Raw genomic sequence first — 23154 nt, forward strand, 5'->3', positions numbered from 1 at the left:
CGCTGCTCCTATTACCTGCCATGGGCCTTCGCGCGGTTGTGGTTGCGAACTTTGAGCTGTCTACCGCCCGTGCAATCGTACAATTCACGCCACCCACGACTTTCGCGGCGATCATATTCGTCGATATCTCGATCGCTCTGTCGGTCCTGTTCGGTGCTGTTGCCGCGTTCTACGTAGGGCGACTGATTCGCGACAGGCCACCATTCTGGATCGGCATGGCGGGACTGCTCACGATCGTGGCTATACTCCTGACCCTGCCGATGTTCTACACGAATATTCTAATCGTTGGAGTCATGCAGGCCGTGATTTTTCTCGGTGCGGTCTTCGCCGGCATCGACCCAGACGTCGAGTATGATCCGAACGGGTCGCCGGCCGGGCGGCGCGCATGGTATTACGACGCGATCCACAAACGAGGTTTCGTCGTGACAATCCTTGCGGTAGTTGTTCTCGGCGCGGTCGCCACTAGAGGGATGTGGCTCGCGCCGGAGGCCCTCGTGACAAGGAGTCAAGGGCCGATCACGGTCTTTGTTCTGAGTGAAACTCCCACTGAAGTCGTATATTACGAACGAGATGAGCGTGGTGTTCTGCGGATGCCGAAGTCGAACATCATTTACCGACAGTTTTGCTCAAACGGGCCAGAGTATTCAGAGGCTGAGTTTCAACTTGGCGCCTCCGTCGAACCTCTACCGCTTTGCCCACCTAAGAACTGACTGTTCGCTCTGATGCCAGCCGCCGGCCAGCCATCTCACGGGTTGAGAGGTCGCGGGCACTTCGATTGCGGGTCGTCGATCCAGTCGAGACTGCGACCGCTGAGCCATACACGGGCTGCATCCAGACCACCGTCCTCGGCAACCGCCAACAGCTCTGACCCAAGCCCTGAGCGCTCGACGCAAGCCCACGCGTCCCCGCTCAGCCCGAGGCGGACCTCCGCGTCGAGGTCCTCCGTGGCGATGTCCTCGTCGGTCGCCTCGGTACCTAACCCGGCGAGCTTGCGTAGGTCGCGGCGGCCGGTGGACCAGGTGAGCTGGCGCCGGCCTTCGCTAGCCTTCTCCCACTCCCACCACCGCGCTAGCGAGGATTCTTCGTAGGTGTCGACGGCGTCCGCGAGGAGCTGCATCGGGGTCCGGCCGCCTGCGCGCCGACCTTCCTTGCGGTGTGAGCCGGTGACCTCGTGGGCGATCTTGGTGAAGTAGTCGGCCAGGTCGCCGTCGCCGAGCTGCACCCGGCGCAGGTCCCAGCCGTGTTCTTCGGAGGCGTCGAAGCCCTTGCGTTCCAACGCCGCGCGCCAGCGGGAGAACATGCGCGCGCCGACCGAGCCGGCGACGAGCTCGGCGGAGACCTGCTCGCCGAAGCAGAGCAAGGCGTGGATGTGGACGTGCCAACCATTGTCGCCGTCGGTGACCTCCACGACCCGCGCCCAGCCGAGCAGGCCGCCGAACAGCTCCTGGTCGCTCTGCCATGCCCCGCCGGACGTGACCCGTGCCCAGGCGTCGGACAGGACGTCCCAGCAGCCGCGGGCCTGACGCAGGGTCTGCTCCTCGATGGCCTCGGCCTCCGCTTCGCGCTCGTCGAAGTTCCAGTGGTTGGCGTTGGCCGCTTCGTAGCTCGCCCGGTTCTCCTCGAGGTGTCGCAGCCGGGCGCGCTCATCCTTGGTTAGGCCGAGCCGGTCTGCTCGAGCGTGGCGCATGGTCAGCGTGAGCAGGAACGCCGAGCCGCCGGCCTCGTCGACCGCGCGCATCACCTTGGACAGCTCGTCAGCCCGCCGAGTGGCGATCTTTGCGGCACACTGCGGGCACGCCCACACAGAACCGCACGACGCGAGCCCGGAGTAGCCGGCCGACCGGGAGCCGTCTTCGCCCCTCGTGAGCGCGAGGGTGACCCCGCCGTCGGGGTCGAGCGGCGTGCCGCAGTTCCGTACGCGCCTCAGGCTCGTGATGGGCCGCAGCTGCGACCGGCGGGCCCAGCGGGTGTCGCGTCGGTGCTGGGCCTTCGCCACCCGCTCACCCGGGGTCAGGCGCTCGTTGGCTCCCCGGCGCTGCCTGGTCTTGTGAAGACCTGTTCGCCCATTACTGAAGACCTGTTCGCCCATTACCGAGAACCCGCCCGCTCACCGGGCACCACCAGCGGTCACGTCCGGCGCTGGCGCGCCGGGGGTGGCCGGCCCTTCCGGGCCGGCCACGCTCTCACTCCTGACTTCGTCCCGTGCCGCGCGGCCGGCCCCCGGGCCGCCCACCACGGCGGCGGCAGCGAGGCCCTGGACCATGGCGGCGACCGGAAGCAGGACGAGCCTCCGGCGGGAAGGGCGCTCCGCCCCTTCACCCAGGGCACCGACCTCAGGAGAGCCCCCGACAGCAACCGAGCCGGCGGCAGGGGAGAGGTGGTGGTCGGGGCGGGGCCTCACCCACGACGACGCGCCGGAGGGCTGCCAGACCGCCCGCACAGCCGCAAGCACCACCAGGAGCCACAGCCGGCGGTTCAGGACGACCGGGGTGCTTGCACCCGCACGGGCGGCCCGGCAGGGCAGAGCCCGCGCCGCCGAGGGAGAGACCCCGAGGCCACACGATCGGAGCTGGACGGATCGCACCGAGTCGAGCACCGTGGAGCGGTCAGAATCGGCCAAGACCCCGCCGTGCGCTACGCCAAGGCAGCCACGACGAGAGGCGGATCGATGGACGCGTTTGTGGGCTACGAGCTGACGTGGCACGAGGACGACGAGCTCCACCAGGCCGAGGGGATGCTCTCGGCGCGACTCGGTATCAGCATTGACGAGGCCGTGGCCGCGATCGAGCGACGGGCGAAGGCCTCGCGATTGCCTGTGCACGACGCCGCTAGCAACATGCTCGATGAGGCACGAGCCGCGGTACTGAACTGAGGTTTCCTCGATCACGGCGGAGCGTCGCGCCGGCTGGCTAGCACCGCCCGCTCGCCGCGGCTCGTTGTGACCGCACAACCGGACGCATCGTGAGGTGTTTGTGATGGTTTGGGCGAGATCATGAGCGACGACCGGGAACGTCCTACGTCCCTCACGGGAGAAGCTGTCGTCGAGACGGTCCTTCACCGCCGACACACAACGCCCGACAACGATGCAAACCCCCAGGAGGGGAACGCCCATCTCGACGCCCGACACCGAGCTGCCGACGCCCGAGACGGAGCCGCCAACGAACGAGACAGGGCCGCCGACGCTCGGGAAAGAGCCGCCAACACTCGCGACATGGCCGCCGACGAGAGGGAGGTCGAGGCCGACCAACGAGAGGTCCGCGCCGACGAGCGTGAACAGCAGGCCGACGCGCGAGAGACCCGGGCTGACACTCGCGAGGCGTCTTTCGACGAGCTGGCGCGAGCCAGCAGCTTGCCGGTCATAGACCGCTTCGCCCGCGCCAACGCCACGCTGGACCGCAGCACCGAATCCGTGGCCCGCTCCAAAGATCGTATCGACCGCAGCCGCGAGGCGCTGAATCGCGAGCGTCGGCAAGCGCGCCGAGAGCAAGGCGAGATCGACCGTGAGGCCGACGCGTCGGTCGGCCCGAGCAGAAGAGCCGGCGACGACACACGAGATGGCTAGAACTGGACCCCGCACACGCGCTGAACGCGGCGGCCGGGACCTGGCGTTCTCAGGCGTTGTACCGGGTCGTCGGTGACCCGTACTGCACGGACCGCGGAACCACGACGGAACAGGATCGCGCGCATTAGCACTGCGAGAGACCGTTTCCGCTGGTAGCGGCAGCAACGACCAAGATCGCCTGAGGTCCTGCGCAAGGACCTTGTGAATGCCTGTCACGGGGCGCGGAGGAGTAGCGCATCGAGCCGACAGGCAACGGGCAGACGTGCCCTTCTGGTTCAGCTGGCGGTTCACGACGAGAGGGGCGCGTGCACCCGCATGGGCGCCCGGGATGGACAGAACCCGCGGCGCCGAGGGAGAGACCCCGAGCACGCGTCCGGGTGGGCAGGACGGGTCTGTGCGCACCAGTGTCTCGAGGGTCCCGCAGTGGTGCAGGACAACGGTGTCCACCAAGCGAGCACATGTACGCGCTGGTTGGACCTGTACAGCATGCGAGTCGGCCCTCACCCTTGACGACGCACGCGTCGGCCCTGCCCCCGCCGTCGACGTCCTCATCAGTTGAGGTCGACGAGCGAGAGGAGACTGCGTGGACCCCCTGGACCCCGAGCAGTTCGACGATGTCGTCCACCAGGCAGAAGGTGTGCTCGCTGCGCGCCTCGGGGTGTCGGTCGACCAGGCGGCGATGATCCTCCTCGTTCGCGCGGAGAGCCGCGGACTCTCCCTCGGCTGGATTGCCGACGAGGTGCTCGCCCCACAACTCGCCGCGCCGTCGGACCCGAACATCGCTGGGACGTGCTGAGCGCGGACCCCGCACTGATCACGGGTGCGAACGGCGTGACCCTCACCCCCGGTCACGTTCATGCGCCCGGAAGAGGCGTCCCCGCCCGCTGAGCCCCCCGGCGGGCGGGGACGCCGTTCACCGAGGTCCCTGCTCGCTGACCGGGGTGCACGCCACTTGGTGAGACGTGGCCCTCGCCGGTTCTTCGCGCGAGGTGATCCGGGGCGCAGGGGGCCGGCGAGTCCGATGTCATCTGGTCTGCCCGGCGAAGGGCTCAGCCGGCGGTGGTGACCTGCACCGACGTACACGTAACGTAGCCGCAGGCCAACAGCTCGCCCCAGCCCCCGGCGCGCCGCCCGTCCGGGCGCTGTGACGACTGCGGAGGGTGAATTCGCACGATGACCGTGAGCAGCAACGACGACCTGGTCACCGCGATGCGACGTGCTGTCGAACGGCTGGTCGAGCACGGCGCGAAGCACGACCAGGACGAAATGCTGAACCGCATCGTCGAGGCCGCCGTCGAGACCGTTCCCTGTGCCACCGGCGGGGGCATCACCCGCACCGAGGCCGGCAAGGTAAGCACGAGTCACTCGTCCGACGACCAGAGCCGCCGCGTCGACGACCTCCAGGCGGAACTCCACGAGGGGCCGTGCGTCAGCGCAGCAGACGAGCCCCCACCCAGCGGCATCTTCGTCGCCCACGACCTGGCCGGCCCAGACAGGGAACGCTGGCCTCGGTTCGCCCCGCGCGCGGTGGAGCTCGGTGTCCGGTCGGTGTTGTCGATCTCGTTGTCGGTCACCCGCCGCTGGCGCTCGTCGCTCAACTTCTACTCGGACAGCCCCGACGTCTTCGACGACCACGCGAGCCTGACCGCCGGACTGTTCGGCCTGCAGGCCGCCACCCTGCTCTACGGCGCCGACCGCGCCGCCGGCCTCAACCAGGCCCTGCAGACCCGCGACGTCATCGGCCAGGCCAAAGGCATCCTCATGGAGCGCTTCGACGTCACCGACGACGCCGCCTTCCAGATGCTGGTCAGCTCGTCGCAGGACACCAACATGAAGCTCCACGACGTCGCCCACTGGCTCGCCCACGAGCGAGGCCAGCGCAACACCGTCGCCCCCAAGTGAGGTCTCCGCTGCAAGTCCAGCGGTTTCGACGTTGAGAACCATCGGGCAGACTGAGCAAACCGGATCACGCAATGAACCGGTACTCGGTTCACCAAAGCAGCCGTGCGGGTCGGCCCAGGCCCCCGTTGCGGTCCCCGCAGGTGAGGCCTGGGTCGATGCCGATTGACCCGACCGGCATTCCTGGTGGCCTACCTGGTGTTCGCGTTCCCCCTCGCCGAGGTCGGGAAGAGAACCCGAGCACGGTCCATGGGACGCGAGAAGGAGCCAGTTGGACCGCGAACGGCTCCCGATCACCTCCGGCGAGCCGCTGGGCGCACTGCGAGACCGAGACCGGTCGAGCTGCGTCCGTCCCACGTACCGTCGGCGGTGCGGGTCGAAATCTCGGTCCGTTCTCGGACATGGGTGCCCGTCCCTCGCGAGGGTGCGCGCCCGGTGGTCCCGCTCCACATGTGCGTCCTGAACCACCGGACTGAGGTGGAGGGTAGAGCGCAGCGCATGGCGCTTCGGCTCTACCTGTTCGGCACACGGTCGTCGTGCTGCCGGCTGTGTCCCCACCGCAAGTCTCGAAGGTGGGACCGCTTCATGGACCCGGATCAGTCCGACGAGCTCGTCGTTGCTCTGCGCCACGCTGCCCAGCGGCTGGACGTCCACCACAGCATCTACGACCTCGAGGTCACGCTGGCCCAGATCGTCGCCTCCGCCGTCGACACCGTCCCGGGGGTGGACGCCGGCAGCATCTCCCTGTGCCGCGGCGGCCTGGTCGAGACGCGTCACCCCACGAGCAGGGAGATCGAGAAGCTGGACCGGGCACAGAGCGACCTCGACGAAGGGCCGTGCATGACCGCCCTGAACGATCCCGCGGGCGACGGTGTCGTGCTGGCCAGGGACCTTGCCGGCGACGACGCCCTCCGGTGGCCACGGTTCGCTCCGCGGGCCGTGGAGTCCGGGTACCGGTCGCTGATGTCCACCCAGCTCTCCGCGGACGAGCACCTCCGCGCGGCGCTGAACCTCTACTCGGCCGCCCCGAACGCGTTCGACGAGCAGGCCCGGAGGGTCGCCGGGCTCTTCGGGGTCCAGGCCGCCCTGATGCTCTACGGCAGCCATCACGCGAGCCACCTCAGCCGCGCCCTCGAGACCCGCCTGGTGATCGAGCAGGCCAAGGGCTATCTCGCCCGGCACCACCGCGTGAGTCCCGAGGAAGCCTTCAGAATCCTCCGCGCCTACGCCCGCGGGAGTCAGCGGCGTCTCACCGCCGTCGCCGACGACGTCGTGCGCAGAGGACTCGACCTCGATTGCGCCCGAGGGGAACGCGATGTCGGATCTGGCGCCGGTTGATACACCGACAGCCACTGCGCCGACCGGGGCCAAGACACGCCACCGGCTGCCAACGCCAAGGACAAGACCAATGCAGCATCCAGGCAGCATGAGCAACGAGAAGTGCCCCCCATCAGCCGGACGCTGCATCACGAAACAGCAGGTCAAGCCGTACGCGGGAGTACGAGACGGGGCTTGATGGATGAGCAGAGGCTCATTCACACCGAAGAGGTCACTGGTTCGATACCAGTATCGCCCACGCACCGAGGCCCTGGTCACAGGCTCGCACGAGCCGCCGACCAGGGCCTTCGTCATGCCGGGCGAAGATCGGTGCGGCGTCCGGACGCCGTGGCCTCGGGTGCGGTGACCCAGAGCATCCACATCCCGTGGATCAGGAACCCGAGCAGCGGGAACGCCGGGGTGATCCAGGACCCGGGAGCGAACCCGGCGAGCAAGAACCTCCCGAACTCGTAGGCGGCTGCTCCGACGAGGTAGGTCGTCACGTTGGCGGCGAACCACCACATCCACCGCGTGGTGTCGGCGCGCAACGCGGTCGCCTGGGAGAGCCCGATGAGCGGGCCGAGCACGAGGGCCTGGACGAAGCCGTTCTTGAAGACGGCGAGTGTGTCCCCGCCCTGGGCCAGGATGTCCACCGCCTCGGGTGCGATCGCCAGCAGCCACACGATCAGCGCCGGCACGAACGTCGCGGTGACCCACTGACGCCGGGTCAGGGTCGGCATGCGGGTCACGAGAAGCCGCCACTGCCAGCGTCCGAGGACGACACCGTGCAGGCCTGCTCCGAGCACCGCGACGACGAGCACTCCCAGCACGCGGTGCTGCTCGGCCAGGCTCCTGGTGACGCTCGACGCGACCGTCTCGAGGACGATGCCGCCGGCAACGATGATGATGTAGGCCGCCGCGTTGACGGCGATCCAGGTGGCCAGGAGGCGCCCGTCCCACCATCGAAGGCGATCCCGCGCTGTGCCGTCGGCCGTCCTGGACGTCACGGCGACTCCCGGACCTCGGTGGCCCGCTCCGGCCCGCCCGATGGGGCTCCGGCCGCTGTCTGTCGTGCTCGCGTGTCGCACCAGTACTCGATGCAGGTGCCCGCCGGCGCCGCGACGTCATGCAGCGGCGGGGCCGCCCGGCGCACGTCGGCGATCGCCGTCGCCCCGACCGTGGTGGCGTCGCGGTCCACACCAGCACGGAGCACTCCGGTCATCTCGGCAGAGTCCTCGGCTGCCCGGCCCCGCCGCATCACCCTGACCAGATGAGGGTGGAGCAGGGCAGCGGATCGCCGTGGATCGGCGGCACGACGCCGTCACGGGGCGCTTGCACCGGCACGAACGGCCCGGCAGGTCAGAGCCCCGCGCCACCGAGGGAGACCCCGAAGCCGACCCGTGTGTCGATGACGTCGGAGTGGCGACCCGGACGAACCCCGCGGCGACGGCTGGACCATCGAGGCGACCCGGACCACACTCGGGAGCGAGAGCGTCGGCCCGGTCCCTGTCGTAGATCACTCTCGTGTAGGTCGAGAGCCCGGGCCGACGAGGTCCCATGGCTGACCACGAGCTGAACCCAGGCGACTGGCGCGACATCCAGGTGCTGCGGGCCCAAGGCGTCCTGGCGGAGGTGCACCTCGTGGACCTCGATGAGGCCGACCAGGGTTTGCGGGCGTACGCCGACGCGACCGGGATCCCACTGCACGATGTGGCCCGGCACGTCTGTGACCGGGACCTGGCCGTCGACCGCGAGCTGTGCGTCACGGCCCGACACCGCGCCGAGCAAGCTGAGCTCCTGGCGCGGTCGGAGAACTCCATCGAGCTGGCTCGGAAGGCCTACCTGCGTCTCGCCGAGACGGCTGAGGCCCTCGCCCGCACCTATGACCGCATCGCCGACAGGCGCGAGACGGGCGCCCGCCACGCCGGCGCCACCGATCCCCGTGAGCGAGCGCGGATCACCCGTCGGAGGGCCGACGCCGAACGGCGAGACGCGCAGGAGCTCCGTCGAGCCGCCGAACCGCCCCCCGGGACGCCCTGAGACGGCGGCCGGTCGTGACGTGATCCGACGGTGTCCGGTGCCGGAAGGGTGTCGGGCCTCGTTCCTGCGTCAGGGGCTCCACCGGCTCCCGGGAGTCTTGGCTCCCCGGCGACCTCTCGGGATTCTGAGGGGATGAGCGACGCCAGCTACGCGACCATCGCGACCTTCGGCAGAGACCTGACCCGAGAGGCCATCAGCCGGCAGGGCCTGCACGAGTTCATCGTCCCGGGGGTGCGCCGGCACGGTGGCGTCGTGAGCGGGCACTGGATGATGGATCGCGAGGCCCGAGAAAGCGTTGCTGTCGTCACCTTCACCTCCCGCGAGGCCGCCGAGGCCTTCCGTCGGGAGGTGGCCGACAACGCCGAGAACCAGGCCGCGGCCGGTCTGGAGCTGCGGCAGATCAGGCTCGTCGAGGTCGAAGCGAGCTTCCTCAGCCCGTGACACGACACCGACCTCCGTATGTGACGAGACGTGCTCGGCCGGGTCGTCGCGTCAGCGCATCTCCGTCGCGGTCGGAGCGCCGAACCACCGGGCCAGCGGCCCGCGCAGATCCTCCTGGTCGTCACCGACCCACGCGATGTACCCGTCGGGGCGCAGCAGGACCGCGGGCACGTCCAGCTCCTCGCTGGTCTCGACGACGTGGTCGACGCGATCCGCGTGTCCCGCCACCGAGAGCCTGCCGGTCTGGTCGAGCAGCAGCCCGCGGCCCCGGTGCATCAGGGCGTAGAGACGACCCCGGCCGAGCGGGATGTCGCGCAGACGCCGGCCCAGCAGCGGGTGATGCCCGCCGACGTCGTAGCGGATGCCGATCGCGGTGATCTTCTCGACCAGATGCCGGTTCACGTCCTCGAACTCGATCAGCTCCGTCATCAGCCGCCGTACCGCCTGGGGACCGGGGTCGGTCGACATCAGCTCCATCTGGGCGCGGGTGTTGACGAGGACGTCGGCGGCCACGGGGTGCCGCTCGCTCTCGTAGCTGTCGAGCAGCCCGTCCGGGGCCCGGCCGCCGATCTCGGCGGCCAGCTTCCACCCGAGGTTGAACGCGTCCTGGATGCCGAGGTTGAGGCCCTGCCCTCCGGTCGGCGGGTGGACGTGCGCCGCGTCGCCGGCCAGGAACACCCGTCCGACCCGGTAGCGCTCGGCCTGCCGGGTGGCGTCGCCGAAGCGGGAGAGCCAGCGCGGCGAGTGCACGCCGAAGTCGGTGCCGGCGGTGGCCCGGAGCTGCCGGCGGAACTCGTCGAGGGTCGGCGGGGTCGAGCGGTCCTCGCTCACGCCGTCCGCGGGCACGACGACGCGGTACGTCCCGTTGCCGAGGGGCCCGAGGCCGAAGCGGGACTGGGTCGCGCGGATCCCCGCCACCACCGAGGCGACCTCGTCCTGCGGGGTGGTCACCTCCATCTCGCCGAGCAGCGTCTCGACCGAGGCGGGCTCGCCGGGGAAGGCGACGCCGAGCAGCTTGCGCACCGGGCTGCGGCCGCCGTCGCAGCCGACGAGGTAGCGGGCCCGCAGCCGCCTGCCGTCCGCCAGCACGGCGGTCACCCCCTCGTCGTCCTGCTCCAGACCGGCCAGGGCGCAGCCCCGCCGGACCTCGGCGCCGAGCTCGACGGCGTGCTCGGACAGGAGGCGGTCCGTGTCGGGCTGCTGGATGCCCAGGACGTAGGGGTGGGCGGTGTCGAGCCGCTCCGGCGGCGGGGCGGGGAGGGCGGCGAAGAAGCCGCGGATCGGGTGCGTCGTCCCCAGCTCCAGGAACCGCTCCAGCAGGCCCCGCTGGTCCATCACCTCGATGCTGCGCGCGTGCAGCCCGAGCGAGCGGACGACCGGGGTGGGTTCCGCGTCCTTCTCCAGGACGAGGACCCGGACGTCGTGCAGGCGCAGCTCGGCGGCGAGCACCATCCCCGTCGGTCCACCGCCGACGATGATCACGTCGATCACGAGGTCTCCCGGTTTCGGCAGGTCAGGATCTCGGCAGGTCAGGGCACGAGCCGGGAGAGTGTGCGGAACGACCCGGGCCTTGCCGCAAGCCCCGTCGGCCGCGATACGTTGAGGTGGGGAGAGGGACGCCCGCCCTACCAGGCCCCGGGCTCGAGCTCCGCGGTCATCTCCCGCCAGGCGATCGGCTCCGCGCAGTGGCTGCAGGTCACGCGCGCCTCGGCCGGGTGTCCGCACGTGCGGTGGATCAGGCGCACCGGGGCGACGTCGTTCTTGTACGTGTCGCCCCAGCTCATCAGCGTCACGAGGACCGGGTAGAGATCGGCGCCCTTGCGGGTGAGGCGGTACTCGTGGCGCGGCGGGCTGTCCTGGTACGGAACGCGGTCCAGCACGCCCTCCGCGGTGAGCAGCCGGAGCCGGTCGTTGAGGACGTTGCTGCCGATGCCCAGCTTGTCGCGGAAGTGGTCGTAGCGGCGCTCCCCGCGGAAGCACTCGCGCAGGATCATCATCGTCCAGCGCTCGCCGATCACCGACCACGTGCGGGCCACCGAGCAGTAGACGTCCTGCAGATCGTCGTGCTTCACGCGCACCAGGGTAGGACACGTTTCGAGTCCCAGCAGGTTGCGCGCTCGCCGGAGCTCTGTCACGGTCGGACTCGAATCGAGTCCGACCCATGGAGGATGACGTGCCCTTCTATCAGTTCACCGTGCCCACCGGCGGAGCGACGCTGCAGCACAAGGCCGAGGTGGCCGCCGCGATGACCACGGTCCACGCCGAGGTCACCGGCGCCCCGGGGACCTACGTGCAGTGCTCGTTCACCGAGGTCGCGCCCGGCAGCGTGTTCGTCGCGGGCGAGGCGGTGGAGGGGCCCCGGATGGTCGGGCTGATCCGGTCCGGTCGCTCGCCCGAGGTGCGCGCCAAGCTCATCAACGGTCTCGCCGACGCCTGGTGCGCGATCACGGGCGACGCCAAGGAGGACCTCGGCATCTTCATCGTCGAGATCCCGGGCGCCAACGTGATGGAGGCCGGCGCCATCCTCCCCGAGAGCAGCGAGGACGTCGGCGCCATCCTGTGAGTCGTTGACAGGCAAGTCGTGACTTGCCTAATGTTCCGGCCGTGGGCGACGTCTTCAAGGCCCTGGCCGACCCCACCCGGCGCACGATCCTCGACGAGCTGACCGACCGTGACGGCCAGACGCTCTTCGAGCTCTGTGGCCGCCTGACGATGAAGCACGGGCTCAGCTCGACGCGGCAGGCGATCTCGCAGCACCTCGACGTGCTGGAGGCCGCCGGCCTCGTCGGGACCACGCGCGAGGGCCGGTACAAGTTCCACCACATCGACACCGGACCGCTGCGGACGATCGCCGAGCGCTGGCTCGCGGGGGACAGGGGAGAGGAACCGACGTGAGGATCCAGATGGCGAGCGTCTTCGTCGACGACCAGGAGAAGGCGCTGCGGTTCTACGTCGACGTCCTGGGCTTCGCCACGAAGCACGACATCCCGTTGGGCGGCGAGGACCGCTGGCTCACCGTGGTGTCCCCGGAGGACCCCGGCGGCACCGAGCTGCTGCTGGAGCCCAGCGGGCACCCGGCCGTGCAGCCCTTCAAGGACGCGCTCGTCGCCGACGGCATCCCGTTCACGCAGTTCACGGTCGACGACGTCAAGGTCGAGTACGACCGGCTGCGTGCTCTCGGCGTGACCTTCACCCAGGAGCCCGTCGACATGGGGCCGGTGACCACCGCCGTGCTCGACGACACCTGCGGCAACCTCATCCAGATCGTCCATCAGTCGGGGTAGGCGGCTGCCTCAGGTCGTGCCGTCGCTCTCCTGATCGAGGATCCGCTCGCGCAGCCCCGCGGCGAGGCCCGCGACGGTGAGCAGGTCGAGGAGCCCGCCGCCGACCCGGGCCAGGCGCACGCGGCGGACGCCCGCCATGCGGAACCGGAGATGGACCCGCGTGCCTGCCGCGCCCGCGGGTCGCAGCGCGATCGTCCAGCTGATCCGCAGGTCCCCGCGCGCGGACCGGTGGACGAGGACCTCCGGGGCCCGGTGGGTGACGATCTCGAAGGTGGCGCCCGGTCCGCCCCAGTCCGCGATGACGTCGCCCGGGCGCAGGGACGGGATCCCGGGGTCGAGGTGGCGCAGCGCCCGTCGCGAGCGGGGGACCAGCGTCTCCACCCGACGCGGGAGGTACCACCCGGCGCGGTCCTTGCCGAGCTGGTCGAACCACGGCCAGACGAGGTCGGGCGGGCCGGGGAGCGCGAAGCCACGGTCCATGACGACCTGGGCGGCGGGGACGAGGTCGTCGCCCGGCAGTGCGGCGGCGACCTCCGCCGCGGTCGGGCCGACGCCGAACTGCCCGTCCACCCGTCGGATCACCGCCTGACCGTCCCATCGCGGTCGACGGACTCCTGTGTCCGCCCCACGTGCCGTGTCCCGGATGACCGCCACACGCTGTACCAGTAAAGTAGCGGCGCCGCGGTCGAGCAGACGGCCGCTTCGTGGATCGGGGCGCAGGCACGGCCGGCGCTTGCCAGGTCTCTCCGCGCCGACGGTCGCCGGCACCCCGCCCGGGACGGGTCGTCGGCGCGCGCGTGACGAGACCGGCAGTGCGGCACGTCGTCCGGTGGCCGCCCCGCCTCTCTCGTCGCGACCGCAAAGGTGGGGGACCGCACGGTGCACCCGGGGCAGGCTGATCAGCTCGTCGTCGCTCTGCGCAGAGCAGCCCGGACCCTCCTGGACCGACGCAGCATCCGGGATCTCCCACAGACGCTGTCGGAGATCGTCTCGGCGGCCGTGGAGACGGTGCCCGGCGCGACCGCCGGCGGCCTGTCGGTGACGGAGGACGGGATCATCGACTCCCGCAACCCGACCAGCCGCGGCATCTCCGAGCTGGACCGCCTGCAGGGCGAGCTGCACGAGGGGCCCTGCGTCACCGCGCTCGAGTGCCCGGCCGAGGACGGCGCGGTGATCGCGGAGGACCTCGCGGGGGTCGACGCGCAGCGGTGGCCCCGGTTCGCGCCGGCGGCGGTGGCCGCGGGCTACCGTTCGATGCTCTCCACCCAGCTCACGACGAACGGGCGGATGCGCGCCGCGCTCAACCTCTACGCCGCCGAGCCGGGCGTGTTCGACTCCGAGGCGCGGCTGCTGGCGGGCCTGTTCGGTGTCCAGGCCGCGATGCTCGTGCACGGCAGCGAGCAGGCCGTCCACCTCAGCAGGGCCGTCGACAGCCGCGACGTCATCGGCCAGGCCAAGGGCGTCCTCATGGAACGCTTCGGGGTCGACGAGACCGAGGCTTTCCAGATGCTCGTCGAGTCCTCCCAGAGCACCAACCTCAAGCTCATCGACGTCGCCCGCTGGCTCCTCAGCGAGGTCGCGCGCCGGGGTGCCCCCCGCGGGTCCGCGGACCCCGCCGGGCTCGACGCCTCGTCGGTCGGACCGTCCCCGTCCGGCAGCTAGCTCTCCAGCACCACCGGGCCGCCGGGCGTCCGGAGCTCGGCGCGCAGGAGCAGCGGTCCGTCGGCGACGGTGACGCAGCCCCAGAGTCCGAGAGCCGCCAGCCGGCGGCGCAGCGCGGGCGCGTCCGGCGTGGCGAGGACCAGGCGCTCGAGCCGGACGCCGGCGTCGGGCATCCCGTCGGTGGGGTGGGCCCCGTCCCAGGCGATGAGGCTCGGTACGGCTCCGCCAACGCGTCCGCTGCCACCGCCGGGAGCGCACCGTCGGCGGGCACCGTGAGCGTCCACGACAGCGCGTCGCGGGAGAGCCGGAGCCGTTCGCCGTGGTCGTCGGGGCCGGGCGGGAGGACGGCGGGGCGGGCGACCCAGTGCAGCAGCCGCGGGCCGTCGGCGAGGCGCGCCCGGACGCCGGGGTCGTCCAGCCCGAACCAGCGGGGCCGGCCCGGTGCGGGGGCCTCGGGGTCGACGGCGATCAGCTCGAGATAGGTGCTCCCGCCCAGGCTCAGCAGCGCGTTGTGGGTGCCGAAGCCGGCGTGCCGACCGCCCGCTCCGAGCCGGACCCCGAGCTGCTCCTCGAGGGCCGGCACGCCGTGGTCGAGGTCGGTGGCGGCCACGACGAGGTGGTCGACGGCGGGTGTCGGGGGCACGGCGGCGACGGTACGGCGACGCTCGGAGTGAGGGCGGCGGCGCCGTGGTCCTCGCGTCGGCGGCCTGAGCGGGGTGCGGTCGGGACCGCCGCGTACGGTGCTCCGCATGCCGGGCATCGCGTGGCCGCCGAACGACACCGACCGGAATCGGTTCCTGTGTCGCCTCCAGGTCGCGATCTACGTCGCGGCCGCGCTGTACTTCGGGGCGTTCGCGCTGGCGACCGGGGCCTTCGTGCCATGGGCGATCTTCACGGTCGCGGTGGCCGCGGCGCTCGTGACGGGCGCGGCGATGCTGCTGATGAGGGCGCAGCGGCTGGAGGGTCAGCGCCGGGGTCCGGGGCGCTGAGCCGGGCGGATCAGCCGGACGGCCCCGCGGAGGCGACGGTCTCCCATCGCCGGGACAGGGCGTCCAGGTGGACCAGGAGCTGGTCGACATCGATGGCGTGCTCCGCCATCAGCTCCTGTTCGAGCTCGCGTGCCCGGCGGTGTACCCGGGCCAAGGCCTCCCGTCCGTCGTCGGTGAGCCCGAGCAGCTTGCGCCGCCCGTCCGCAGGCGCCTGCGTGCGCGCGATGAGTCCGCGGTCCTCGAGCCGCCGGCACACGTCCGCCATGGTGGAGCGGTCGAGCGCGACGGTGTGGGCCAGTGAGCCCTGATCGAGGTCCGGATGGGCGTCCACCGTGACGAGCACGGAGTACTGAGGTCCGGTGAGCACCGGATCGACCCTGCGGGCCCAGGCGGCCGTGTAGGCCTGGTGGAGGCGCCGGGCGAGATAGCCCGGCGCGTGGCGTATGGCGTCAGGGGTGGCTGGGCCACCCTCCGGAATCGTCCCGTCCCCCTCGCGTGACATTCGTCCACTCTGACACAACCGAGTGACACACAACTCGGTGTGACGTGCGAGTAGGGCGACGAGCGGTCGACCGATTCAGTTCACCGGACGTTCGGTCGGTTTTCGTCGACACGCACGGTAGCGCCGGGTGAGAGGGTCCCATCCCGTGGACGGCATCGTGGAATGGACACGCGCACAGGAGCGCGTCATCGACCTCGTGACGGGCCTGCCCGCGCCCCGTGCAGCGGCGACCGTGCCCGCGTGCCCGGACTGGACGGTCCGTGACCTGCTCTCGCACATGGTGGGCCTCGGGGCCGACGTCGTCGCCGGGGACGAGCCCGACGACCACAACGAGGCGTGGACCGCGCGCCAGGTCGAGGCCCGGCGCGACCGGGACATCGACGCGCTCGTGGCCGAGTGGCAGGGGCTCGCGGAGCCGTTGCGCGCCTGGATGGCCGAGCACGGCACCCGGCCGCTGGGTGACATCACGATCCACGAGCAGGACCTGCGGGGCGCGCTCGTCGTGCCCGGCGGGCAGGACACCCCGGCGATGGCTGCGATGCGCGAACGCTTCGCCGCGCGGTTCGCGGCCCGGCTCGACCCCGGGGCGCCCCCGATCGCGCTCGTCGGCGACGGGTGGTCGTGGGTGTCGGGGGAGGGCGAGCCGGCGGTCGAGGTCCGGGCGACGGACTTCGACCTCGCCCGCGCTCTCATGGCCCGGCGCTCCGCGGCCCAGCTGCGGGCGTGGACGGTGCGCGGGGATGTGGAGCCCTACCTGGACGCCTTCGCCACGCTCGGTGCGTTGCCGGACCGGGATCTCAGCGAGTAGCCCATCGATCAGCTCAGCGGGTCGCGCGAGGTGCCTGGCTCGGGAACAGCAGGCGCACGTCGTCGATCGTCACCAGCCGCAGGTGGATGACCTGCTCGACGACCGCGATGCGCCAGCCGCGCGTCTTGTCGTTGAGCCGCAGGCCCCTCAGCCAGCGCTGCGCGTGCCGGAAGGCCTCGCTCTGCGTCTTGGGGCTGGGCGCGGGGCGGCCCTCGGCGCGGTGCCACTCCGCGATCTGGTCGGCGTCGCCGTGCACCTCCCGCGACGTGCCCGCCCCGGCGGTCGCGGCGGCGATGAGCGTCGGCCCGCAGGCCGCGACCAGCACCGACCACCAGGTCTCCGCGGTGGGCAGCGAGGTGTCGATGGTGCGGCCGCCGGCGAGGCCCCCGCTGGTGGTCACGCCCGCGGCCGCGGTCGGGGCGAAGCGCAGCAGCGCCAGGGTCAGCTCCTGGCCGTCCGGGAACCACAGGCCCAGCGAGGAACGGTCGTCGCGCACGAGCAGGCCGTTGCCGGTGCGGATGCGGTCCTTGCCCGGGACGCCGGGCACGAACAGGGTCAGCAGGCCGCCGTGCCGCTGCCGGTTGATGATCAGGTAGGCGTCGTCGCGCACCTCGATCTCGACGGACAGGCGTGAGACGCGGTCGTCGGGGACCGCGACGTGCCGCGCGGCGCCCGCGCCCTCACCGGGCCGGCGGCCGGTGCCGTCGCCACGCCCGATCGTGACCCGCTCGCCCCAGGGGACCGACTGGGCGCGCTCGGTGCGGACGTCGAGGACGGTGAGGCCGCCGAGGGCCATGCGCGGGGTGCCGGGGGCGGGTGCCTGCGGAGCGCGGGCGACCGGTCGAGTCACGACACCTCCCGTCCACCGTGGGCGGGAGGGCCGTGCTGCCCCTAGCCGCCCCCGTCGCGGCGGGGTTCCGCCGGCCGACCCCAGGATACGCGGGGACGGGCCCGGGTCTCCTCGTCGCGCGGACCGCCGACGGGGGTGGGGGCACGGCCGCGTGTGGCGTCCCGGGCGGCGTCACGGGCCCTGTCGGCGACCCGCTGCACGAGCGTCGCGCCGGGTCGGGGTCCGGGCCGGGATCCGGCGGTCGGGGTGACGACGGTCGTCCGTGTCCCGGGCTTCCCGGTGTGCTTCTGGGTGTGCTCCTCGGTGTGCTCCTCGACGTACGGGGAGCGGGCACCGCCTGCTCCCCGGGACCCCCCGACGGTGTCCCGGGGAGCCCCGGCCGGCCCCCGCGCCTGAGCCGGCCGAGGTGGGGGCGGAAGAGCCCGCCCGGGCCGGCCGCCTGCCCGCGGCACGGCCGGGCGAGGCCCGGGTGAGGACGGCGGACGGCCGGAGCCGTCGGCCGCGATGCGGGGCGCGACGGGGGTCGCCGCGATGGCTGCCGCCGGCGGGGACGACAGCGACGACGGGGTCGGGTCCACCGCCGAGGTCGTCGCCACGGGTGTCGCGGCGGGCCGGGAGAAGGCCGCGGTGACGAGCACGCGCCCGACCGGGACGTCGGCCCCCGCGAGCAGGTGCAGGAAGGTGCGCTCGGCGAGGCGGCGCGCGTCGGTGTCGCGGGCGTGCTCGAGGTAGCCCGAGAGCAGCTCGTCGGCGAGCACCTCGAGCGGCCAGCGGGCGGCCACGTCGGCGAGGTCGTCGGGGTGGAACTCCACCCACAGGTGCGGGGCCGCGACGCGCTGGCCGCGCGGCGTCCACACCAGCGACTCCTCGGACGCGAGCCGGCGGGCGGCCGCACGGATGAGCCCGTCGCCGTGCACCCAAGGCCGGCCGAGCAGCCGGCGCACGGCCCGACGCACCCGGTCCGACGGGGTGGGCGGGGCGAGATCCGTCGTCGGCAGCGCCTCGAGCACCTCCGACGAGCCGTCGCCGCCGCGCGGACCGCGTCCGGTGGAGGAGACGACCATCCACGCCAGCCCGGCGGTGCCGGCGACGAGGACGAGCACGAGCAGGGCCATGACGAACGAGCCGGAGGCGATCCACGTCAGGAGCAGGAGGCCGACGGCGGCCGCGCCGATCAGGCGGGGCCAGGTGAGGGCGGAGCGGGCGTTCGTCATCGGGCTCATCGCGCACCCCCGGCGGCGAGCGTGGCGCTCCCGGAGGGGAGCAGCGTGAGCGGGTTCGGGAGGTGCGCGGCGGCGGCGCCGAGCACCGCGCTGTCGCGGGCCGCGTCGCCCAGCCCGGTGGGACCGAACGCGGACACGACCCCGACGGCCAGCACGAGCAGCATCAGCGCGAGGGCGCCGTGGGCGACGACGCCGAGGGCGCGGTCCGGCAGACCGGGCCGGCGGAACCCACCGCCGCGGCGGGCGGCGAGGGTCTCGCCGAGACGGCGGCCCACGCCCCAGCCGACGAGGGCGCCGACGAGCGCGGCGCCGATGATGATCGCCCCGCGCGAGACCGTCGCGTCGGGAGCGACGAGCAGCGGGACCAGCCAGCGGGCGAGCGCGCCGGCGATCAGCACGCCGGCCACGGCGCCGGCGGCGCGCAGGACGAGTCCGGTGCCGCCACGGCGCCAGCCGCGCAGCGCGGCGATCAGGACCACCGCGAGCACCACCAGGTCGACGACGGTCACGGGAGCCTCCTCGATGTCCCTGCATGTCCCGGGGTCGCACACACGACTCCGGCTGACATCGAGTCAACCCCCGCGGACACGGGCCCGGCGGCGGACGATCGGGAACTAATTTCCCGCCACGGGCCTGCCTACCCGGTGGCCGGGCCCTCCAGGGGCACGAGGACCTCCTGCATCCCGGGGCTGTCGACGGGACCGCCCGCGAGCCTGCTCAGGAAGCCGATCACGCCTGCGGAGCCCCAGTGCCACGAGGGCTCGCCGCCCAGGGTCCACGTCCCGTTCTGGCGGGTCGCGCCCCAGTGGCCGTCGGGGGTGGCGACGGCGAGCAGCCAGGCGCGGGCGTCGCGCGCCGCCGCGCCGAACTCGCCGTCGCGGGTCACGCGGCCCAGGGAGTCGAGGAACCAGCCGGTGCCCGCGGCGCCGCTGTTCGTCGAGGCGTGGACGGTCCGGCTGCCCTCGTACTCGGCCCACGCGAGGCCCACGGGCTCGTCGAGGGCGACGCTGACGAGCCACCGGCCCGCGCCGCGCGCCCGCTCGAGGTGGCGGGGGTCGCCGAGGATCGCGTGGGCCTGGAGCGACACCCAGCCGATCCCGGCCGCGCCCTCCTCCATGCCCGTGGCCCTGTTCGGGTTGTCCGGCGTCAGTGCCCCTGACCCGGCGCCGAGCAGCAGCGGCCACGTGAGGCCTCCGCCGGCGGGCTGCGCGGTGCGGTCGAGGAAGCCGAGCGCGGCCTCCGCGTCGCGGCGCCAGCGTTCGTCGCCGGTCGCCTGGTACATCCGCAGGAAGACGAACGCCGCGCCGGCGGTGCCCGAGAGGAACCCGGTGTTGCGCCTCGGCTCGTCGGCGCGCTCGGGCAGTCCGCCGTCGTCGTCGAGACGGCTGGACAGGTACGCCGCCCCGCCCGCGGCGTGCGCGGCGAGCTCCGGGTCGCCGGTGCGCTCGGCCATCACCGACAGCGCGTAGACGATCCCGGCCTGGCCCTCGCCCATGCCGTGGCGGTAGGAGGGCGGCTCGCTGCCGCCGTCGACCCAGGCCCACCGGCACATCCGCGGGCACGGCACGCCGTCGACGCCCTCGGCGCGGTCGAGCACCCAGCGCAGCGAGTCCCGGGCGCCCGCGCGATAGCGGTCGTCGCCGGTGGCGTCGCCCAGGCGCCACAGCACCTCGGCGACCCCGGCCGCGCCGTCGTCGAACGAGGTGTAGGCGCGGGCCGCCGGGCCGTCGGGGTTGACGTAGTCGGGCACCCGGCCGCCGCGTGAGGCGCCCAGCAGGAAGTCGCCCGCGGACCGGGCCCCGGCGAGGTGGCGCTCGCGGGCCGCCGGGTCGGGGGTGGCCGCGGCGAGCGCGAGGAGCCCGTGCGCGATCCCGGCCGCGCCGACGTCGCGGTCGGTCTGGCGGTTCGGTGCCTGGATGGCGCTGGTCCAGGCGAGGGCGCCGGGCGGCCCGTCGGCACCGAACGGGTCCGGCACACCGTCGGCGACGAGTCGGTCGGCGAATGCGTCCGGCAGCGGCGACGGCGTGGGTCCCGTGGGCTCCGCGGCGGGGGCGCGGGCGCAGGCGGCTGCGAGCAGGGCGACGGCCAGCACCAGGAGGATCCGCGTCATCGGGGGACGACGGCCGCGCGCGACCCCGAGTTGACCGCCGAGGGCGTCGGGGACGGGGCGACGACCCCGAAAGTGAAGCCGCGGGCGCGCAGCGCGTCGATGGCCCGGGGCAGGTACTCGAGCTGCGCGGGAGGGCAGCCGATCGTGTCGCCGGAGTCGTGCAGCAGGATCATCGCCTGGTCCACCGACTCGGTGAGCACGTAGTCGACGAGCGCGTCGGCGCCCGGGCACTGGAAATCGCCGGGCTTGTTCGACGTCCACTTCCAGTGGACCCCGTTCGACATCCCCAGGCGCGCGAGGGCCGCGTCACCGCCGGGGGAGGGCTGGCCGAACGGGTAGCGGAACAGCGTCGGACGCACCCCGGTGGCCTCGGTGAGCACCTCGTTCGTGCGCTGGATCTCGACCTCGGCCTCCTCGGGCGTCAGGTCCGGGAACCACGGGTGCTCCCAGGCGTGGTTGGCCACGACGTGGCCCTCGTCATGCACGCGGCGCACCAGCTCGGGGTGCTGCTCGGAGTGGTCGCCCTGCAGGAAGAAGGTGGCGGGCACCCGCTTGGCGGCCAGGACGTCGAGGATGTACGGCGTCAGCTGCGGCGACGGGCCGTCGTCGAAGGTGAGCGCGACGCGGGGCCCGGGGCGCGCCTCGGGCGAGGGCGGCAGCGCCTGGTCGAGCGCGGTCGGGACGTAGCGGGGGCCGGCGACGGTCTCGTCGGACGCCGTCCCGGCCACCGACGAGGCGACCGAGATCACCACGGTGCCGAGCAGCGCGAGCAGGAAGAAGAGCAGCGAGCGGACGTTGCGACGCCGGTCGTCGAAGGACACGCGACCTCAGCGGAACGGACGCAGGCTGCGGCGCACGATCCGCACCACGAGCAGCAGCGTGAACAGCACGGTCACCGCCATGAGCACCGCCGCGATGGCGTTGATGCCGGTGGCCGCGGCCAGCGCGAAGCCGGTGGTGCCGCCACCGACGGCGCTCGTGAGGTACATCGAGTGCTCGCCGTACATCCCGTCCTCTTCCCGATTCTCTCGACGATCCCGATCCGACTACCAGGCCTGGCGGCGGGCGTTGAGACACCGCCACGCCGAGACCACCGCACACAGCTCCAGGAAGAACCCGTAGAAGTCCTCGATCACCAGCACCGCGCACAGCACGACGTCGCGCCACCCGCGGTCGGGGACCCGCCACATGGACGTCATCCGCTCCAGCCACATCACGCCGAGCGGGATGAGCCCGATCAACGCGTACCGGAACGGGACCGCGTAGATGATCATCAGCGTGAGCATCGTCAGGAACAGCACGCGGAAGAACACGCTGAAGCCGAACAGGACGTAGGACAGGCAGTCCAGCCGCGTCGAGGTGGACCAGCCACGCTTGAGGCACTCGTCCATCCCGCCGCGTCCCCACCGCATGCGCTGCACCCAGAGCTCGCGGAACGAGGCGGGCGGGGTCGTGTAGACGTGCGCCTTGCGGGCGGCGGCCACGCGGAAGCCGCGGGCCTTGAGCTCCAGCGTCAGCGCGTAGTCCTCGATCAGCGACGTGCCGTCCCACGGCTCGCCGGCCTCGCGGTGGGCGGCCACGGCCTCGAGGGCGGCGTTGCGGTACATGGCGGCGGCGCCGCTGGCGACCGAGACCCGCCAGCGGCGCAGATCGCGCAGGTCGTCGTAGCGGGTGTACTCGAGGCGCTGGAGCCGCCAGACCAGGCCGCGGCCCGGCGTCGCCCAGTACCGGGCGCAGACCGCGCCGAGCACGGCGTTGCCGCGCAGCTCGTCGGCCATCGCCGCCACCGTGTCCGGCAGCAGCACGGTGTCGGCGTCCATGGTCAGCACGAGGTCGGCGCCGCGCGCCGTCTCGCGCCAGCCGTGGTTGAGCGCGCCGGCCTTCTTGTCCGGGTTGTGCGCCATCTCCACGACCGTCACCGGGTAGCGGCGGGCGATCTCGGCCGTGCGGTCGGTGCAGTTGTTGGCCACCACGACGACGTCGGCGATGTGCAGCCACTCGGGGACGTCCTGCGCGAGCAGGCCCTCCACCGTGGCCGCGATGCCCGCCTCCTCGTTGTGGGCCGGCACCAGGACGCTGACGGTGGTGACCGCCGTGGCGGCGGCCGTCGCGCGGCGGGTGCTGCGGCCCGTGCGGGGGGAGGCGGAGCCGCCCTCCGGCGCCGGGGCGGGCGCGGGCGCGATGGTGGTGCGCAGCGTGATGGTGGGCGCGTCGTGGTCCGAGGAGCGGCGGGCCGGGCGGGTGCGGACACCCACGGGACCGGTCACCGGGTCGGCGGGGCCGGAGCTGCGCGGCGACGTCGCGCCCGCTCGTCCGACCCGTACGGCCTGGCTGCTCGCCACGTCACCTCACTCGCGTCACCGTGTGCCCACGTCCGTGGTCGCTGCTCACCCGATCGGTGGGCGACCTGCCAGGGATACCGTACACAGACCGGATTTCGTTACACCATCGTGAGAAATCGGATGTC

At 72.4% G+C, this 23154-nt stretch carries 29 protein-coding genes and 1 pseudogene; 14 read left to right on the top strand and 16 right to left on the bottom strand.

Going from position 1 to position 23154, the window contains the following annotated elements; translation table 11 throughout:
• Positions 1–20: 20 nt before the first annotated feature.
• Positions 21–710, top strand: a complete 690-nt coding sequence (locus ACQPYN_RS12780; RefSeq protein WP_433037333.1) for a hypothetical protein — start codon at positions 21–23, stop codon at positions 708–710.
• Positions 711–745: 35 nt separating this feature from the next.
• Here ACQPYN_RS12780 and ACQPYN_RS12785 read toward each other — a convergent pair whose 3' ends face one another.
• Positions 746–1996, bottom strand: coding sequence for a hypothetical protein (locus ACQPYN_RS12785; protein WP_433037336.1), 1251 nt, complete (start codon positions 1994–1996; stop codon positions 746–748).
• 633 nt (positions 1997–2629) lie between these two features.
• On the opposite strand from ACQPYN_RS12785, the gene ACQPYN_RS12790 reads away from it, so the two are divergent.
• The 5 genes from ACQPYN_RS12790 to ACQPYN_RS12810 all read left to right on the top strand — a co-directional run bounded on the left by ACQPYN_RS12790 (position 2630) and on the right by ACQPYN_RS12810 (position 6799).
• On the top strand, positions 2630–2872 hold the full coding sequence (locus ACQPYN_RS12790; protein WP_433037338.1) for an ANTAR domain-containing protein: 243 nt from the start codon (positions 2630–2632) through the stop codon (positions 2870–2872).
• A gap of 339 nt (positions 2873–3211) precedes the next feature.
• Positions 3212–3562, top strand: coding sequence for a hypothetical protein (locus ACQPYN_RS12795; RefSeq protein WP_433037341.1), 351 nt, complete (start codon positions 3212–3214; stop codon positions 3560–3562).
• Between the two features lie 583 nt (positions 3563–4145).
• Positions 4146–4358, top strand: coding sequence for an ANTAR domain-containing protein (locus tag ACQPYN_RS12800; protein ID WP_433037343.1), 213 nt, complete (start codon positions 4146–4148; stop codon positions 4356–4358).
• 377 nt (positions 4359–4735) lie between these two features.
• The gene (locus tag ACQPYN_RS12805) at positions 4736–5464 is read left to right on the top strand and encodes an ANTAR domain-containing protein (protein WP_433037345.1); all 729 of its coding nucleotides are present in this window, start codon (positions 4736–4738) and stop codon (positions 5462–5464) included.
• A gap of 582 nt (positions 5465–6046) precedes the next feature.
• Positions 6047–6799, top strand: coding sequence for a GAF and ANTAR domain-containing protein (locus ACQPYN_RS12810; protein ID WP_433037347.1), 753 nt, complete (start codon positions 6047–6049; stop codon positions 6797–6799).
• Positions 6800–7089: 290 nt separating this feature from the next.
• On the opposite strand, the gene ACQPYN_RS12815 is transcribed toward ACQPYN_RS12810, so the two are convergent.
• Both ACQPYN_RS12815 and ACQPYN_RS12820 read right to left on the bottom strand, forming a co-directional pair.
• Positions 7090–7785, bottom strand: coding sequence for a hypothetical protein (locus tag ACQPYN_RS12815; RefSeq protein WP_433037350.1), 696 nt, complete (start codon positions 7783–7785; stop codon positions 7090–7092).
• A complete protein-coding gene (locus tag ACQPYN_RS12820; RefSeq protein ID WP_433037352.1) occupies positions 7782–8000 on the bottom strand; it encodes a hypothetical protein in 219 nt (72 codons plus the stop codon). The genes ACQPYN_RS12815 and ACQPYN_RS12820 overlap by 4 nt, the downstream gene beginning before the upstream one ends.
• Positions 8001–8335: 335 nt before the next feature.
• Between ACQPYN_RS12820 and ACQPYN_RS12825 the strand changes: the two genes are divergently transcribed.
• Both ACQPYN_RS12825 and ACQPYN_RS12830 read left to right on the top strand, forming a co-directional pair.
• Positions 8336–8818, top strand: coding sequence for an ANTAR domain-containing protein (locus tag ACQPYN_RS12825; RefSeq protein WP_433037354.1), 483 nt, complete (start codon positions 8336–8338; stop codon positions 8816–8818).
• 132 nt (positions 8819–8950) lie between these two features.
• On the top strand, positions 8951–9259 hold the full coding sequence (locus tag ACQPYN_RS12830) for a hypothetical protein (protein WP_433037357.1): 309 nt from the start codon (positions 8951–8953) through the stop codon (positions 9257–9259).
• 51 nt (positions 9260–9310) lie between these two features.
• Here the strand turns inward: ACQPYN_RS12830 and rox are convergent, their stop codons facing one another.
• Positions 9311–10750, bottom strand: coding sequence for a rifampin monooxygenase (rox, locus tag ACQPYN_RS12835; RefSeq protein WP_433037358.1), 1440 nt, complete (start codon positions 10748–10750; stop codon positions 9311–9313).
• Positions 10751–10884: 134 nt separating this feature from the next.
• Complete coding sequence (locus ACQPYN_RS12840; RefSeq protein ID WP_433037360.1) at positions 10885–11331, bottom strand: winged helix-turn-helix transcriptional regulator; 447 nt, start codon at positions 11329–11331, stop codon at positions 10885–10887.
• Positions 11332–11432: 101 nt separating this feature from the next.
• On the opposite strand from ACQPYN_RS12840, the gene ACQPYN_RS12845 reads away from it, so the two are divergent.
• Genes ACQPYN_RS12845 through ACQPYN_RS12855 form a run of 3 tightly spaced genes read left to right on the top strand, consistent with a single transcriptional unit; the run spans position 11433 to position 12543 of the window.
• Complete coding sequence (locus tag ACQPYN_RS12845) at positions 11433–11822, top strand: tautomerase family protein (protein ID WP_433037363.1); 390 nt, start codon at positions 11433–11435, stop codon at positions 11820–11822.
• Positions 11823–11863: 41 nt separating this feature from the next.
• Positions 11864–12154 (top strand): ArsR/SmtB family transcription factor, encoded by a 291-nt coding sequence (locus tag ACQPYN_RS12850; protein WP_433037366.1) that lies wholly within the window; start codon positions 11864–11866, stop codon positions 12152–12154.
• The gene (locus ACQPYN_RS12855) at positions 12151–12543 is read left to right on the top strand and encodes a VOC family protein (RefSeq protein ID WP_433037368.1); all 393 of its coding nucleotides are present in this window, start codon (positions 12151–12153) and stop codon (positions 12541–12543) included. The genes ACQPYN_RS12850 and ACQPYN_RS12855 overlap by 4 nt, the downstream gene beginning before the upstream one ends.
• Before the next feature lie 9 nt (positions 12544–12552).
• Here ACQPYN_RS12855 and ACQPYN_RS12860 read toward each other — a convergent pair whose 3' ends face one another.
• A complete protein-coding gene (locus ACQPYN_RS12860; protein ID WP_433037370.1) occupies positions 12553–13125 on the bottom strand; it encodes a hypothetical protein in 573 nt (190 codons plus the stop codon).
• A 297-nt stretch (positions 13126–13422) separates the two neighbouring features.
• Between ACQPYN_RS12860 and ACQPYN_RS12865 the strand changes: the two genes are divergently transcribed.
• Positions 13423–14205 (top strand): GAF and ANTAR domain-containing protein, encoded by a 783-nt coding sequence (locus ACQPYN_RS12865; protein WP_433037373.1) that lies wholly within the window; start codon positions 13423–13425, stop codon positions 14203–14205.
• Here the strand turns inward: ACQPYN_RS12865 and ACQPYN_RS12870 are convergent.
• Both ACQPYN_RS12870 and ACQPYN_RS12875 read right to left on the bottom strand, forming a co-directional pair.
• On the bottom strand, positions 14202–14378 hold the full coding sequence (locus ACQPYN_RS12870; protein WP_433039190.1) for a hypothetical protein: 177 nt from the start codon (positions 14376–14378) through the stop codon (positions 14202–14204). The two genes, ACQPYN_RS12865 and ACQPYN_RS12870, sit on opposite strands and share 4 nt — an antisense overlap.
• An 83-nt stretch (positions 14379–14461) precedes the next feature.
• A pseudogene (locus ACQPYN_RS12875) lies at positions 14462–14965 on the bottom strand (VOC family protein); the annotation flags it as partial.
• Here ACQPYN_RS12875 and ACQPYN_RS12880 point away from each other — a divergent pair.
• Entirely contained in the window at positions 14955–15194 is a 240-nt protein-coding gene (locus tag ACQPYN_RS12880; RefSeq protein WP_433037376.1) for a hypothetical protein, read from the top strand. The pseudogene ACQPYN_RS12875 and the gene ACQPYN_RS12880 overlap by 11 nt on opposite strands.
• 10 nt (positions 15195–15204) lie before the next feature.
• On the opposite strand, the gene ACQPYN_RS12885 is transcribed toward ACQPYN_RS12880, so the two are convergent.
• Positions 15205–15561: a MarR family winged helix-turn-helix transcriptional regulator gene (locus tag ACQPYN_RS12885; RefSeq protein ID WP_433037379.1), complete on the bottom strand. Its 357-nt coding sequence runs from the start codon at positions 15559–15561 to the stop codon at positions 15205–15207.
• Positions 15562–15853: 292 nt separating this feature from the next.
• Here ACQPYN_RS12885 and ACQPYN_RS12890 point away from each other — a divergent pair, with 292 nt between their 5' ends.
• Positions 15854–16504 (top strand): maleylpyruvate isomerase family mycothiol-dependent enzyme, encoded by a 651-nt coding sequence (locus ACQPYN_RS12890; RefSeq protein ID WP_433037381.1) that lies wholly within the window; start codon positions 15854–15856, stop codon positions 16502–16504.
• A gap of 13 nt (positions 16505–16517) precedes the next feature.
• Here ACQPYN_RS12890 and ACQPYN_RS12895 read toward each other — a convergent pair whose 3' ends face one another.
• The 7 genes from ACQPYN_RS12895 to ACQPYN_RS12925 all read right to left on the bottom strand — a co-directional run bounded on the left by ACQPYN_RS12895 (position 16518) and on the right by ACQPYN_RS12925 (position 23029).
• On the bottom strand, positions 16518–17354 hold the full coding sequence (locus ACQPYN_RS12895) for a hypothetical protein (RefSeq protein WP_433037384.1): 837 nt from the start codon (positions 17352–17354) through the stop codon (positions 16518–16520).
• Between the two features lie 41 nt (positions 17355–17395).
• Positions 17396–18577 (bottom strand): hypothetical protein, encoded by a 1182-nt coding sequence (locus ACQPYN_RS12900; RefSeq protein ID WP_433037387.1) that lies wholly within the window; start codon positions 18575–18577, stop codon positions 17396–17398.
• Positions 18574–19086, bottom strand: a complete 513-nt coding sequence (locus ACQPYN_RS12905) for a CvpA family protein (RefSeq protein WP_433037390.1) — start codon at positions 19084–19086, stop codon at positions 18574–18576. The genes ACQPYN_RS12900 and ACQPYN_RS12905 overlap by 4 nt, the downstream gene beginning before the upstream one ends.
• 128 nt (positions 19087–19214) lie before the next feature.
• Positions 19215–20687 (bottom strand): lanthionine synthetase LanC family protein, encoded by a 1473-nt coding sequence (locus tag ACQPYN_RS12910; protein WP_433037393.1) that lies wholly within the window; start codon positions 20685–20687, stop codon positions 19215–19217.
• On the bottom strand, positions 20684–21508 hold the full coding sequence (locus tag ACQPYN_RS12915; protein WP_433037396.1) for a polysaccharide deacetylase family protein: 825 nt from the start codon (positions 21506–21508) through the stop codon (positions 20684–20686). Before ACQPYN_RS12915 ends, ACQPYN_RS12910 begins: the two co-directional genes overlap by 4 nt.
• Positions 21509–21514: 6 nt before the next feature.
• A complete protein-coding gene (locus tag ACQPYN_RS12920) occupies positions 21515–21694 on the bottom strand; it encodes a hypothetical protein (RefSeq protein ID WP_274197092.1) in 180 nt (59 codons plus the stop codon).
• 39 nt (positions 21695–21733) lie between these two features.
• On the bottom strand, positions 21734–23029 hold the full coding sequence (locus tag ACQPYN_RS12925) for a glycosyltransferase (protein WP_433037399.1): 1296 nt from the start codon (positions 23027–23029) through the stop codon (positions 21734–21736).
• Between the last annotated feature and the right edge of the window lie 125 nt (positions 23030–23154).

The organism is Actinomycetospora sp. CA-053990, from assembly GCF_050948445.1.
GTDB classification, from domain to species: domain Bacteria; phylum Actinomycetota; class Actinomycetes; order Mycobacteriales; family Pseudonocardiaceae; genus Actinomycetospora; species Actinomycetospora callitridis.